The sequence below is a fragment of the Hymenobacter jeollabukensis genome (genome assembly GCF_005771675.1).
Lineage (GTDB): Bacteria > Bacteroidota > Bacteroidia > Cytophagales > Hymenobacteraceae > Solirubrum > Solirubrum jeollabukense.
Map to the genome: position 1 here is coordinate 174,004 of NZ_VAJM01000008.1, position 13,053 is coordinate 187,056.

Consider the following 13,053-nt stretch of genomic DNA (forward strand, 5'->3'; position numbering starts at 1 on the left):
AGCTAGTCGCACCTGCCGGGGTGGCCCGCGCCAGTCAGGAGGTAGACAGCGGCCGTTTCGGGAATGCACGCACCTCCTTACCTTTGCCGATCTGTAGCCACTGGAAAGCCCTATTTAGCGCCGGACGGGCCGCATTTTTCCACTAGCCGTTCCTTGATGAGCACCCCGACCGATAAGCAGCAGATATTTCAGCATACCGAGCAGAAGTTGCGCCAGCAGGGCTTCGGCATCGAGCGGCAGGACCAGACGCGCCCCTGGGGCGGCTTTTTCGTCATCGACGAAGGGCAGGCCCAGCAGTTCGCCGATACCTACTTCGACGGCCTCTCGGTGGACGAGCTGCGCATTTCGGGCAAGCTCAGCCCCAAAATCCTCATCGTGGCCCCCGGTCAGCGCCTTTCCTGGCAGTACCACCACCGCCGCGCCGAAATCTGGCGCGTGGTGCAGGGCCCGGTGGGCGTCGTCATCAGCGACACCGACGCGGAAGGCGAGCTGAAAACCTACCAGGTAGGCGAGCAAATCACCCTGCGCCAGGGCGAGCGGCACCGCCTCGTGGGCCTAGAAGGCTGGGGCATCCTGGCCGAAATCTGGCAGCACACCGACGCCCAGCAGCCCTCGGATGAGGACGACATCGTGCGCGTGCAGGACGACTTCGGCCGTTAGGATTTAGTGCTTGATGCGTAGTGCCTGGTGCTTGGTGAAAATGCGACGGCATAAGGAACACCGATAATTCGCTCGCTTTGCACAAACCAGTAGCCAATAAAAAGCCCCGCCGGAACATTGTTCCGGCGGGGCTTTTGGCGTCTGCGAGTCAACGAAGATGACGCCATTCCTAAGCACCAAGCACTAAACACTATTTCAGCGCGGCGGTCAGCTTCTTCACGCCTTCCAGCGCGTTGGCACCGAGGTCGACGCGCAGGGTGCGGCGGTCGTAGCTGCGCAGGGCTTCCAGGTCGCCCTGGGCCTGGGCGTTTTTCAGCGTGCCGAAGGTGTAGCTGCGGCCGGGCAGGGGCAGGTCGGGGTTGTTGTCGGCGGTGAGCTGCAGGAACAGGCCGGTGTTGGGGCCGCCCTTGTGGTACTGCCCGGTGCTGTGCAGGAAGCGCGGGCCGTAGCCGAAGGTGGTGGCCGCGTGCAGGCGCTGCTGCAGGGTGGCGCGCAGCTCGGCAATGGCCGCGTTCAGCTCGGGCGTCTCCGTCAGGTAAGCCTGAATGGACACGTAGTCGCCGGGCTGGGCCTGGAAGAAGCTGCTGAGCAGGGCTTTGGCGTCGGTAGCGGCCGAGCCGCCGTAGTAGCTCAGGCCGTCGGCGGCCAGGGTTTTCTCTTCCTGGGGCAGGCTGCCTTTTTCGGCTACTTCCTTCATCAGCTTGTCGGTAGCCGTTTTGGCGGCCTGCACGTTGGGCTGGTCGAAGGGGTTGATTTCGAGCACGGCGCTGGCCACGGCCGTAGCCACTTCCCAGCGGAAAAACTCCTGGCCCAAATCCAGCGCGTCGTGCATCAGGATGCTGATGACGGGGTGGCCGGCGGCCTGCAGGGCCTGCAGCTGCTCCTGGTTTTCCTCGTCGGGCTGGCCCTCGTAGCCCACGTACACGAACACCCGGTCCGAGCCGTAGAGTGAGGCATCGGCCAACGGCTCGCCGGCTACGGGCAGGATGCCCACGCCGTGCTTGCCGGTGCTTTCGGCAATGAGCTGCTCCAGCCACAAACCCAGGTCGCTGAGCGAGGGCGGGGTGATGAGCGTGAGCTTGTCGCGGCCCTGCTGGGCCAATACGCCCAGGGTCACGCCCAGCTCCAGGCCGGGGTTATGGGCCACGTCGCCGCTGGCGCCGTTGGCCGCCATCATGCCCACCGCGCGGCGCAGCAGCTCCTCGATGTCGATGCCGTAGAGGGCGGCGGGCACCAGGCCGAAGTAGGAGAGGGCCGAGAAGCGGCCGCCCACCTCGGTGAAATTCAGGAACACGCGGCGGTAGCCCAGGCTTTCGGCGGTGGCAATGAACTTGGAGCCCGGGTCGGTAATGGCCACGAAATTCTCGCCGGCCTTGTCGCCTTTGATGGCCTTGATCCGGTCGTAGAAATAGTCGCCGAAGGCCAGGGGCTCGGCCGTGGTGCCCGATTTGCTGGCCACGATGCACAGCGTGGTAGCCAGCGGCACGGCCTTTTCAATCTGCTGCACGGTGCCCGGGTCGGTGGTGTCGAGCACCAGCATTTCCAGCCCCTCGGCCGACTTGGGGAAGGACTTCTCGAACACAATCGGGGCCATCGACGAGCCGCCCATGCCCATCACGATGACGTGGGTGAAGCCGGCCGCCTTCACTTCCTGCACGAAGGCGTTGATTTCGGGCACGGCCTGCTGCATGGTTTCGGCCACGCGCAGCCAGCCCATGAAGGCGCGTAGCTCGGCCTGGGCCTGGGCGTCCTGCACCCACAGGTCGGCCTGTTTCTGCCAGAAGCCGGCGGTGAAGTTCTTGGCGTTAAACTCGGCGAGCTTGGCGTCGACGGCGGCCTGGTAGGGGCCCAGGTGCAGCGCGGCGGCCGGAATGGCTACGGGTTGTTGTGTTTCTCCCATCGGGATATGAAGCGGGTTGAAGTATGAACGAACTGGGGTGCTGCTTACGGCCGGCGCCGGGGCGCGGTGACGGGGGCAGCGGCGGTAAAAATGCACCTCCTTTCCGAAAAGGCGGGGCGGTAAAAGCAATTTTCCGCGGAGGAACTGCTTCAAGGCGCGGCAAAATACTGACAGCCAAAGCCTACTATAAAGGCTCTTCCGCTAGCTAGCCGCTTGGCAAGGCGGATAAGTTGCGTTGTTTATTTGTGAATTAGCCGGCTCGTCGCACTTCGGGCTTTGGTTGCTGGAACCTCTGCCCGTTGATGATGAAGGTGCAGGGTCATCGTCGCGCCAAGACCGCAACGCTCTGCCGGCACAAGGCCAGCAGGGCGTTGGAATGATTGAGCCAGCGGCTACTACAGCTGCAGCTTAATTACCTTCTCATTCCCCGCTTGATCGGTGAGGCGCAGGGTGGCGGGGCCGCGCAGGGCCGGGCCCAGCGTGTCGGTGCGCTCGGTGAAGAGGATGTTCTTCTTGTTTTCGTAGCGCAGCAGCCGGAACCGCCCGCCGATTTCCAGCTCGTAGCGGTTCAGGCCCGACAGATTGTCGCTGACTTGGAACGTGAGCCCGCCGGCCCGGCTGACGAGGCGGGCCGAGGGCGGAATCGTGTCGGTGAGGATGCGGAACTGCCCGTAGTTGCGGGTGTTGAAGGTCAGCAGCTCCCCGTCCCAGGTGCCGCCGGCCCAGCTGGCCGTAGTGCCCCGGATGAGGTAAGCCGCCGCGCGGGCTTTGTCGGCCACGGGCTCGGCGGGCTTCAGGGTCACGCGCATGGCCTGCTGAATGGGCGTGCGCGGGTTCTGGATGGTCCAGGTCTTGTCCTTGAAGCTGGTTTGCAGGTAGAGCGTGTCGTAGTTGGTGCGCGGGGCAAAGACCAGGTTCACCAGGTTGTTGGCAAACAGCTGCTCCTCGCCGGCCGGAATGGCCGCCACCCGGTCGAAGCGCTGGTCCTGGGCCAGGCCGGGGAAGCGCAGAAACTCCGGCAGGCCGGCGCGCAGGTCGAAGAGGTAGACCGTGCGGCCCTGGTCGGTGTAGCTGGGGCGCAGCTGCAGCTGGCGGCCGTTGCGCAGCAGCGTGAGGTTGGGGGCCTGGCGGGCGGTGTCGTCCACGGTCACGCGCAGGATGTTGCGCAGCACGTCGTAGCGCAGGGCGGGCTTGCGCACGGTGGCCGCGCGCGTCTGCCAGTAGTCGGGCTGCTCGCCGCGCAGCACCAGGTGCAGGGGCGTTTGGTTGCCGTAGGCGTCGAACAGGCGCATTTCCACATCGTAGACCTTGCCCGCTTCCACGCGCAGCTTGCCCTTGGTGGGGCCGGTGCGGTAAATCGAGAGGTCGTTGCCGTCGTCGATCCACAGCTTCTCGAAAGTGCGGCGCGAGGTCATCAGGTACTCGTAGTCGATGTGCTGGTTGACCACGCGCGTCTCCTCCGGAAAGCCGATGCCGTTGATGACGTGCGAATACAGCGGCTGCCCGTTCACGCGCACTTCCACCCGGTACAGCCCGTTTTTGTTCCAGGCATTGTCGAAGCGGTCAAACGCCTGCAAAAGCAGCCCCACGGTGCCGTAAGCCGGAATGGTATCGGCCACGCTGAAACCGGTGCCGGGCGCGCCCGTGGGCGTAAACAGCCGCTTCTCGAAGCGGCCCTGCACCCGCGCGTCGATGCTCAGCGGCTCGACGGCCGCGCCCACCACGGTGGGGGCCACGTGGTCCTGAATTTCGCTGAAGCCGCCCCACTGCAAGGGGTTCAGCTGCTGGTCTTTGGCGTCGCGCACTTCCCAGTGCAGGTGCGGGCCAGCCGAGCCGCCGGTGTTGCCCGAGAGGGCCACCACTTCGCCGCGCTTCACCGGAAACTGGTTGGGCTCGAAGAACAGCTCCAGCTCGTAGCTGCGCTTTTCGTACTGGCGGCGCAGCATTTCCTGGGCCACGGCCCCCTTGAAGTGGTTCAGGTGTCCGTACACCGTCGTCAGCCCGTTGGGGTGGGTGATGTAGAGCACGTTGCCGTAGCCGAAGCTGCTCTGCTTCATGCGCGAGATGTAGCCGTCGGCGGCGGCGTACACTGGCAGGTCCACCCCGCCGTTGGTCTTGATGTCGAGGCCGCCGTGGAAGTGGTTGGGGCGCAGCTCGCCCATGCTGGCGGCCAGCAGGTTGGGCCGGCCGGGCTGAATGGGGAACAGGAAATAGCCCTTCAGCGCGCTGAGGGTGGTATCCTGGGCCGCCGCGGCGGGTTTAGCAGCTTTGGGCGGGTCGGTTTTCGCGTCGGGGTCGGCGGAGCAGGTGAGGGGCAGTGCCGGCATGGCCAGCAGCAGCAGCTTGAGAAAAAGGTGGTTCAACAACACAGGAGCAACAACGGGCTTAGGACGGCCGCAGGGGTGGCGCCGCCGGAAAGAAAATGGGGAAAGGAGCGGGTAGAGAAGACTATCTGAACGTCATTCCGAGCGAAGTCGAGGAATCTCGCGTGCTGATGTCCAACAGTAAAAGCCCGCGTTGAACGCGAAGAATGCTATCGGGTGTCAGCACGCGAGATTCCTCGACTTCGCTCGGAATGACGTTCAATAAGAATGTCGCCCTGCTTACTTCACGCTCACGTCGAAGAACTGCTCGTCTTCGATGTAGCCCACCAACTGGTCGCCCACCTTGATGGGGCCGACGCCGCTGGGCGTGCCGGTGAAAATCAAGTCCCCCATCTTCAGGGTGATAAACTGCGAGATGTAGCTGATGATTTTGCTGAAGTCGTGCAGCATCATGGAGGAGTTGCCCTGCTGGCGCACCTCGCCGTTGACTTCCAGGCGGAAGTTGATGTTTTTCAGGTCCGCGAATTCGCCGACGGGCTTGAATGTGGCGCCCAGTGGGGCCGAGCCGTCGAAGCCCTTGGCCAGCTCCCAGGGCAGGCTCTTGCTCTTGAGCTTGCTCTGCAGGTCGCGGGCCGTCAGGTCCAGGCCCAGGCCGATGGCGTCGAAGTAGGTGTAGGCAAACTGCTCCTCGATGTGCCGGCCGTTCTTGCTGATGCGCAGCACCAGCTCCACCTCGTGGTGGATGTCCTGGGTGAAATCGGGGTAGAAGAAGGGCTGGTTGCGCTGCAGCAGCGCCGTATCGGGCTTGGCGAAGATGACCGGGGCGTCGGGGACTTCGTTCTGCAGCTCAGCAATGTGCTCGGCGTAGTTGCGGCCGATGCAAAGTATTTTCATGGAAGGCGAAATCAGGGAGGAAAAAACGGGCGGCAGGGGCCCTGAGCAAAAGTAAGGGATTGGCTCAGGCAGAAAAATCGGGGCGCCGCCCAGCTGCCTTACGGCGCAGCGGCCGAGGGCGTTAGCGGCGAGACAACATTTTGCCCGCCCCGCGTCGTATAGCACGCACCCGGCCCAGTCGCCCCAAATGGCGTATTCTCGCCCCGGCAAGCGGCCCCGGGCCCGTTTGTTCACCTAGCCACCTCTCCGCTCATGTTCAAAAAATTCCTATTAGCCGTGGCCCTGTCGGCCAGCGCCGGCTGCGCCTCGGTGCCGATAACCGGCCGCAACCAGCTCAGCCTGGTGTCGGACCAGGAAATCAATACGATGGCCGCCCAGGAGTACCAGAAGGTGCTGCAGACCAGCCGCCTGTCTTCCAATAGCCAGCAGACGGCCATGGTGCGCCGCGTGGGCCAACGGATTCAGCAGGCCGTGGAAACCTACTTCCGCCAGCAAAACCAGTCCAGCCAGCTGGAGGGCTACCAGTGGGAGTTCAACCTGATTGAGGACGCGCAGGAAAACGCCTGGTGCATGCCCGGCGGCAAGGTGGCCGTGTACACCGGCATCCTGCCCATCACGGAGGACGAAAACGGCCTGGCCGTGGTGATGGGGCACGAAATTGCCCACGCCGTGGCCCGCCACAGCAACGAGCGGATGAGCCAGCAGATGGCCGCCCAGGGCCTGGGCGGGGTGCTGTCGGCGGCGGTGGGGCAAAACCCCTCGGCTACCCAGAACGTGTTTCTGCAGGCCGTGGGCGTTGGCTCGCAGGTGGGCCTGCTCAAGTTCAGTCGCACCCAGGAATCGGAAGCCGACCGTCTCGGGCTGATTTTTATGGCCATGGCCGGCTACAACCCCGATGCGGCCGTGCCGTTCTGGGAGCGGATGGCGGCCAAAAACCAGGGCGGCAACATCGAGCTGCTCTCGACTCACCCCTCCGACGCCACGCGCATTGCCAACATCCAGAAGGAGCTGCCCGAGGCGCGTAAATACTATACTGCCCGCTAAGCAGCGGCCCCCTTGCCCGTGCTCCGACTTCTCTCAACACCCCGACTCCTGCTGGCCCCGGCGCTGCTGGCGGCAGTGCTGCTCAGCGCCTGCGAAGCCTCCCGACGCACCCGCGAAACCGCCAACCCCGACGACGGCACCGCTACCTCCGAGCCGACTCGCCGCAGTGAGCGAATCGACCGCAAGGAGCAGAAGGAAACCGCCGACCTGCGCATCATGGACTCGCCCAACCGCCTGGTGGCGGCCGTGGTGGAAAGCAAGGTGCAGTACAAGGTGCCCCGCGAAATCCTGATGCAGCAGTTCAACCGGCAGTTCGACGACGGCACCGTGGTCGACAAGGCGCTGGTGCGGCCCATTCAGAGTAAGGCCAAAACCAAAGAAAAGCCGGTATACTACCTCGTGGGCATGGGCCTGCGCAACGGTATGTTCCGGGCCATGGCACTGCCCCTGGAGCTGAGCACCGACAACGAGCTGTACCTGAGCACCACCGCCGAGCGGTACATGCTCGAAGGCCGCGGCTGCCAGATGTGCTACTTCAATTTCGAGGGCGACAAAATCACCGGCACCGTTTGCGAAGACAACTCAGGCGGCGGCACTTGCACCCTCACCGTGGTCGACAACAACACCTTCTTCCCGCCCAAACGATGAGCCGCAAATGGCTGCTGCGCCTCGGCCTCACGGCCCTGGCCTTGCTCGTCACCACCGACCGGCGCCGCCGGCCCGCCCCTGCGCCGCCCAAGCCGGCGGACGAACAACCAGACGCGAAATAAGCAACGGCCCGCTTCGATTGAAACGGGCCGTTGTTGGTTATTATTGAGCATTCCAACGCTGCTTATGCTGCGCAAACTTCTGCTGATTGCCCTTCTGGGCGGCTTCTTCAACTGCGGGCTGCTGCTCGTCGTTTCGCTGTTCAGCGTCACCTGGGGCGCCCCCAAGCCCGCGTGGCTCACCGGGGCAGCACTGCTAGTCGACTTCTCCGGCGACCTGAACGCGTTCGGCCGTTATTTTTTCTGGGCGGCGGCCCTAAACGGGGCCATTTGGGCCAGCGGACTGTATTTGCTAAGCTACGCGCTGAAGCGCCAGTTGGCTAGCGTGTGGGCGAAGCGAAATCATTAGCCCCGACAAACTCCCGAATCCGCAGCGCCAAGGCCGCCGCGTCGACGCGCTCCAGCGGGTGCGGCGTGTTGGGCAGCACTTCGAAGGTGGCGTTGGGCAGGTAGGCCGCGAATTGCCGCGACGCTTCCACGCCGGCCGTTTTGTCCAGCTCGCCCACCAGCACCTGTACCGGGATGGTCAGCTGCGAGAGGTTCAGCTCGTTGAGCACGGGTGTGCTGCCCAGCTCGCGCATCATGGCGGCGGTGGCATCCACCACGGCCGTCCACTCGGTGGGGGCGTGGGTTTGCTGCAGCTGCTCCACGAACTGCGGCACCTTGGCCTGCATCTTTGCCGCGTCGAGCAGCTGGGTTTCGGCCTCCGCCGTTTCCGGCGACCAGTCGAACTTCGTGCCCAGCGTGGTAATGCTGCGGATGCGGCCCGGGTCGGAGGCGGCGCTGAGGATGGCCGCGTAGCCGCCCATGCTGTAGCCGAACACGTGCACCCGGTCCAGCCGGTGCTCGGCCAGGAAGTAGCTGATTTCGGCCGCGAAGTGCGTCATGGTAAAGCGGGCCGCGTCGAGGGGCTGTCCGCCGTGCCCACCGAAGGAAAACGTGTGCACCTCGAAATCGGCCGCGAGGCGCTCGGCCAGGGGCTGCAGCTGCCGGGCCGAGCCCAGCGCACCGTGCAGAAGAAGCAGGGAAGGTTTCATAGCGGGCTAAATGTAGCGCGAAGCCTGGTTTCGGCTGCTATGAATGTAGCGCGGGCTTCAGCCCGCGTCTGCCTGAACGAACCCGTCCGGACAGACGCGGCCGGCAGCCTCTGCTACTGCAGCGGCAATTAGTTGCCCGTCACTTCACCCGCCAGCTGCACCAGATCGAGCCCGTCGAAGGTGCCGCTGGTCATCATCAGCAGGTTGGCGTGCTGCCAGTCCTGCTCGTGCAGGTACTCGGCCAGCTGCCGGCTGTCGGTAAACACGCGCAGGTCGGGGCGTTGAAAGGCTTCGGCCACCTGCACCTCGCTCAGCGGGGGCAGGCGCTTGTGGGCCAGCACCTGCGGATTGAAGTACACCACGGCCACGTCGGGCGCGTCGAAGGTGCCGGCGTACTGGGGTAGAAAGGCCGGGTTCAGCGAGCTGAACGTGTGCAGCTCCAGGCAAGCCACTAGCTTGCGGTCCGGAAACTGCCGCTTCAGCGCGGCCGAGGTGGCCTTCAGCTTACTGGGCGCGTGGGCAAAGTCCTTGTAGACCACCGACGTAGGTCCTTGCTTCACCAGCTCCAGCCGGCGCGCGGCGCCCTTAAACGAGGCAATGGCTTCGTAGAAGTCCTTGCCCTTGATACCGAGCTGCTTGCAGACTTCGCGGGCGGCCGAGATGTTGCGCAGGTTATGCTCGCCAAACACCTGAATGGGCACCAGTTCGTCCTTCTTGGTAATCAGGAAAGTCTGCCCGTTGCGGATGACGTTTTCGTGCGGGCCGTAGCCCACGTACTTCACGTCCGGGTTCGAGGGCACGCTCACCAGCTGGGCCTGCTCGTCGTCCTGGTCGAAAATGAGCACGCCGGCCTTAGGCGTCATGCGGGCGAAAATGGCAAACTGCTCGCGGTAGATTTCCTCGGTCGGAAACACGTTGATGTGGTCCCAGCTGATGCCGGAAATCACCCCGATATGGTGCTGGTAGAGGTGAAACTTCGGGCGGCGGTCCACCGGCGAAGAGAGGTATTCGTCGCCCTCGATGACGATAATCGGCGCGTCGTCGGTGAGCTTCACCATCAGCTCGAAGCCTTCCAGCTGGGCGCCCACGGCGTAGTCGAACTGCAGCCCGTGGTAGCGCAGCACGTGCAGAATCAGCGAGGTGATGCTGGTTTTGCCGTGCGAGCCGCCGATGACGATGCGCTGCTTGTCCTTCGAGGCCTCGTAGATGAACTCGGGGAAGGAGAAGACGCGCAGCCCCAGCTCTTGGGCGCGGTGCAGCTCGGGGTTGTCGGGGCGGGCGTGCATGCCCACGATGACCGCGTCGAGGTCGGGGGTGATGCGGGCCGCGTCCCAGCCCATCTGCGCGGGCAGCAGGCCGGCCTTGTGCAGGCGGGTGCGGGCCGGGTCGAAGATTTCGTCGTCGGAGCCGGTGACGTGCACGCCCTGCTGGTGCAGGGCCAGGGCCAGGTTGTGCATGATGCTGCCGCCCACCGCAATCAGGTGGACGCGCCGGTACGGGGGGTAAGCCATGCGGGCAGTCGGGGGAGGATACGCTAGGGGAGCCGCCGGCCGCCGGGGCCGGCCCGGCACGGAAAAGCCGGGCGGCAAAGATAGACCACGGATGGCAGTGATGCTGCGCTGCTGCCCTCGATGCGGCTAGCGGCCCTGCGTAAGCGGTAGCGCCGGCAGTCATTGCGAGCGAAGCGCGGCAATCGGTCCTGGGCTCAGGTCAAACGACAACCCTGGCATCGACCCCAAGCGGCACTGCCTGCAACGGATTCTGCAGTGCTGAGCGAGGCCATTTTCGGTCTGTGCCATCTGTAGCGGCGGTGCTCTTGGAGAAAAGATTGCTTCGCTTCGCTCGCAATGACGACTGGTGTGCCCGGCGGCACCTTCCGCCCGAATCCATTCCCGCCGCCAAGCTCATCCGTGGTCATGCAGGGCTTGGGAAGGTAGCGAAAACTACTTCCCCAACCAACGGCACTAAATCAACGCCGCAGCCGTATTTTTGGCACCCCATTCCGTACTTTCGGAAACAGAGAGGAGCCGCAAATGTCGACGGAAGACAGCAACAGCCGCGTTAAACAACTGGCCGCCAGAGCCCATAAGGCCTGGAACCGCCCGGTAATGCCATCTGCGCCCACCGGCAAGCTGCCCCCCCAGGCCCTCGACCTGGAGGCTGCCGTGCTCGGGGCACTGATGCTGGAAAAGGACGCCCTGACCAGCGTCATCGATATTCTCAAGCCCAAGAGCTTTTACAAGGACGCGCACCAGCAGATTTTTCAGGCCATTCTGAGTCTGTTCGATAAAACCGAGCCCATCGACATCCTGACGGTGACCCAGGAGCTGCGCAGCATGGGCACCCTGGAGGCGGCCGGCGGCCCGCAGTACGTGGCCCAGCTCACCTACCGCATCCAGTCGGCGGCCAACATCGAGACGCACGCCCGCATCATCACCGAGCACGCCATCAAGCGGGAGCTGATTTCCATTGCCTCCACCGTGCAGCGCGACGCTTACGAGGACACCATGGACGTGTTCAACCTGCTCGACCAGACCGAGCAGGCGCTGTTTGAAGTGTCGGAATCGAACATTCGCAAGAACTTCGACGACATGCGCAGCCTGATGGGCAAGGCCATCAAGGAGCTGGAAGAAAAGAGCAAGCAAACCGGCGGCCTCACCGGCGTCACCTCCGGCATGATGGCGCTGGACCGCGTCACCTCGGGCTGGCAGAAGTCGGACCTGGTGATTATTGCCGCCCGCCCGGCCATGGGTAAGACGGCTTTCGTGCTGTCGTGCATGCGCAACGCGGCGGTGATGGACAAGAAAGCGGTGGCTTTCTTCTCGCTGGAAATGTCCTCGATTCAGCTGGTGAACCGCCTGATTTCGGCCGAAGCCGAGCTGGATTCCGAGAAAATCAAGAAGGGCAACCTGGCCGACTACGAGTGGCAGCAGCTCAACCACAAGATTGCCACGCTCTCGAACGCGCCCATTTTCATCGACGATACGCCCGGCCTGAGCATCCGCGAGCTGCGCACCAAGTGCCGCCGTCTGAAGTCGCACCACGACATTCAGATGATTATCATCGACTACCTGCAGCTGATGACCGGCAACGGCGACGGAAAGCCCGGCGGCAACCGCGAACAGGAAATTGCCTCGATTTCGCGGGCTCTGAAGGGCATTGCCAAGGAGCTGAACATTCCCGTCATTGCCCTTTCGCAGCTGTCCCGCTCGGTGGAAACCCGCGGCGGCGACAAGCGCCCGCAGCTTAGTGACCTGCGCGAATCCGGCTCTATCGAGCAGGACGCCGACATGGTGATGTTCCTCTACCGCCCCGAGTACTACGGCATTACGGAGGACGAAATGGGCAACCCGACCCAGGGCGTGGGCGAGGTTATCATTGCCAAGCACCGCAACGGCGGCCTCGACAACGTGCCGCTGAAGTTTATCGGCCGCTTCACCAAGTTCATGGACCTCGACGGGCAGGGCGGTTTCGCGCCCGAAGCGGCCAGCTACAACACCGGCCAGCTGCCCGCCAGCACCTTCGACGAGCCCGACCCCGGCTTCGCGCCGAACACCATCCGGCTGGGCTCGCGCATGAACGACGCGCCGCCCTCGCCGCAGCCCTTCCCCAAGAGCAACTTCGCCAACGAAGACCCGCCGTTTTAACGAAAGCGACCCGGAAAACGAAACCGCCCGGCAGCGCAAGCTGCCGGGCGGTTGTGCGTTTGGAGCAGTGGCGCCTGCTACTCGGCGGCGGCCCGTGCCCGCAGCGCCGATTGCAGCGTCAGGTTTAGAAAACCACCCACCACGAAGATGGCGCCCGCCACAAAAGGAAAACCCGCCCCGATCAAATCGGCCACGTTGGCTGACCACAGGAAGGGAAAGCAGAATAGCATAGCTGCAGCTCCGACGACCATCAGCGCGTAGCTGCCGAGTGTGCCAAAGACAGCGTGAGCTGACGGGGTAGGAGCAGGCCGGGACTGTACGTAGCGGCTGAGCAGTTGCTGCTGAAACGCGTGAAGCTGGTAATGCTGGCACTGCTCAATGGTAAGGGACGCCAGCGCCGGGCAAGCTCGCCCGGCCCGAAAATCCCGGTGAAATATTCGCCAGTGCTGGGGCAGTAGCAGCAGGCCGAATAAAAAAATGAGCACCGAAGGCAGCGTCCGGTTTCCGTTGCCGAGCATAAACGCCTGCAAGCGAATTTCGTCCATCGGCTCCAGGGCATAGTTCAGCACAACGTGCTTCAGGTCATGGCTTTCGAAGCCCGGTACCAAGTTCAGGCCGCGCGCCTGCATGGTATCCGCCATTTCCCGGCCGATGGTGCCCGCCGGCAGCCGGGCCAGGGCCGCCAGCTTCTCCTGGTAGGGCCGCATGTCGTGAAACCGCTCAATGCAGCTCACGGAAAAAAAGAAAGCACGGCTAATGAGCCGCTCGGCGAGGGAATAA

Annotated in this window: 12 protein-coding genes; 6 read left to right on the forward strand and 6 right to left on the reverse strand. The window is 63.9% G+C overall.

The window, feature by feature from the left end; translation table 11 throughout:
• Window positions 1-156: 156 nt before the first annotated feature.
• Window positions 157-660 (forward strand): cupin domain-containing protein, encoded by a 504-nt coding sequence (locus FDY95_RS16120; RefSeq protein ID WP_138079306.1) that lies wholly within the window; start codon window positions 157-159, stop codon window positions 658-660.
• A 190-nt stretch (window positions 661-850) separates the two neighbouring features.
• Here FDY95_RS16120 and FDY95_RS16125 read toward each other — a convergent pair whose 3' ends face one another.
• The 3 genes from FDY95_RS16125 to FDY95_RS16135 form a co-directional block, all read right to left on the reverse strand.
• Window positions 851-2,560 (reverse strand): glucose-6-phosphate isomerase, encoded by a 1,710-nt coding sequence (locus FDY95_RS16125; RefSeq protein ID WP_138079308.1) that lies wholly within the window; start codon window positions 2,558-2,560, stop codon window positions 851-853.
• 395 nt (window positions 2,561-2,955) lie between these two features.
• Window positions 2,956-4,923 carry a M23 family metallopeptidase gene (locus FDY95_RS16130; RefSeq protein WP_138079310.1) on the reverse strand — a complete coding sequence of 656 codons (1,968 nt, stop codon included), beginning with the start codon at window positions 4,921-4,923 and terminating at the stop codon, window positions 2,956-2,958.
• A 240-nt stretch (window positions 4,924-5,163) separates the two neighbouring features.
• Window positions 5,164-5,778 (reverse strand): fumarylacetoacetate hydrolase family protein, encoded by a 615-nt coding sequence (locus FDY95_RS16135; RefSeq protein WP_138079312.1) that lies wholly within the window; start codon window positions 5,776-5,778, stop codon window positions 5,164-5,166.
• Between the two features lie 252 nt (window positions 5,779-6,030).
• Here FDY95_RS16135 and FDY95_RS16140 point away from each other — a divergent pair, with 252 nt between their 5' ends.
• From FDY95_RS16140 to FDY95_RS16150, 4 genes are all read left to right on the forward strand, one after another.
• Window positions 6,031-6,822 (forward strand): M48 family metallopeptidase, encoded by a 792-nt coding sequence (locus tag FDY95_RS16140; protein ID WP_138079314.1) that lies wholly within the window; start codon window positions 6,031-6,033, stop codon window positions 6,820-6,822.
• Window positions 6,823-6,840: 18 nt separating this feature from the next.
• A complete protein-coding gene (locus FDY95_RS16145) occupies window positions 6,841-7,470 on the forward strand; it encodes a hypothetical protein (RefSeq protein ID WP_138079316.1) in 630 nt (209 codons plus the stop codon).
• On the forward strand, window positions 7,467-7,592 hold the full coding sequence (locus FDY95_RS26990; protein WP_262710189.1) for a hypothetical protein: 126 nt from the start codon (window positions 7,467-7,469) through the stop codon (window positions 7,590-7,592). Before FDY95_RS16145 ends, FDY95_RS26990 begins: the two co-directional genes overlap by 4 nt.
• Before the next feature lie 64 nt (window positions 7,593-7,656).
• Complete coding sequence (locus FDY95_RS16150; RefSeq protein ID WP_138079318.1) at window positions 7,657-7,938, forward strand: hypothetical protein; 282 nt, start codon at window positions 7,657-7,659, stop codon at window positions 7,936-7,938.
• On the opposite strand, the gene FDY95_RS16155 is transcribed toward FDY95_RS16150, so the two are convergent.
• Entirely contained in the window at window positions 7,910-8,626 is a 717-nt protein-coding gene (locus FDY95_RS16155) for an alpha/beta fold hydrolase (RefSeq protein WP_138079320.1), read from the reverse strand. The two genes, FDY95_RS16150 and FDY95_RS16155, sit on opposite strands and share 29 nt — an antisense overlap.
• A gap of 128 nt (window positions 8,627-8,754) precedes the next feature.
• Window positions 8,755-10,137, reverse strand: a complete 1,383-nt coding sequence (locus FDY95_RS16160) for a UDP-N-acetylmuramate--L-alanine ligase (protein WP_138079322.1) — start codon at window positions 10,135-10,137, stop codon at window positions 8,755-8,757.
• A gap of 597 nt (window positions 10,138-10,734) precedes the next feature.
• Between FDY95_RS16160 and dnaB the strand changes: the two genes are divergently transcribed.
• Window positions 10,735-12,273, forward strand: a complete 1,539-nt coding sequence (gene dnaB, locus FDY95_RS16165; RefSeq protein ID WP_246074054.1) for a replicative DNA helicase — start codon at window positions 10,735-10,737, stop codon at window positions 12,271-12,273.
• 77 nt (window positions 12,274-12,350) lie between these two features.
• Here the strand turns inward: dnaB and FDY95_RS16170 are convergent, their stop codons facing one another.
• On the reverse strand, window positions 12,351-13,007 hold the full coding sequence (locus FDY95_RS16170; RefSeq protein WP_138079326.1) for a hypothetical protein: 657 nt from the start codon (window positions 13,005-13,007) through the stop codon (window positions 12,351-12,353).
• Between the last annotated feature and the right edge of the window lie 46 nt (window positions 13,008-13,053).

Coding starts and splice junctions, on each gene's coding strand:
- FDY95_RS26990 (WP_262710189.1), top strand. CDS start 7,467: ATGAGCCGCAAATGGCTGCTGCGCCTCGGCCTCACGGCCCTGGCCTTG.
- FDY95_RS16140 (WP_138079314.1), top strand. CDS start 6,031: ATGTTCAAAAAATTCCTATTAGCCGTGGCCCTGTCGGCCAGCGCCGGC.
- dnaB (WP_246074054.1), top strand. CDS start 10,735: ATGCCATCTGCGCCCACCGGCAAGCTGCCCCCCCAGGCCCTCGACCTG.
- FDY95_RS16135 (WP_138079312.1), bottom strand. CDS start 5,778: ATGAAAATACTTTGCATCGGCCGCAACTACGCCGAGCACATTGCTGAG.
- FDY95_RS16160 (WP_138079322.1), bottom strand. CDS start 10,137: ATGGCTTACCCCCCGTACCGGCGCGTCCACCTGATTGCGGTGGGCGGC.
- FDY95_RS16120 (WP_138079306.1), top strand. CDS start 157: ATGAGCACCCCGACCGATAAGCAGCAGATATTTCAGCATACCGAGCAG.
- FDY95_RS16155 (WP_138079320.1), bottom strand. CDS start 8,626: ATGAAACCTTCCCTGCTTCTTCTGCACGGTGCGCTGGGCTCGGCCCGG.
- FDY95_RS16150 (WP_138079318.1), top strand. CDS start 7,657: ATGCTGCGCAAACTTCTGCTGATTGCCCTTCTGGGCGGCTTCTTCAAC.
- FDY95_RS16125 (WP_138079308.1), bottom strand. CDS start 2,560: ATGGGAGAAACACAACAACCCGTAGCCATTCCGGCCGCCGCGCTGCAC.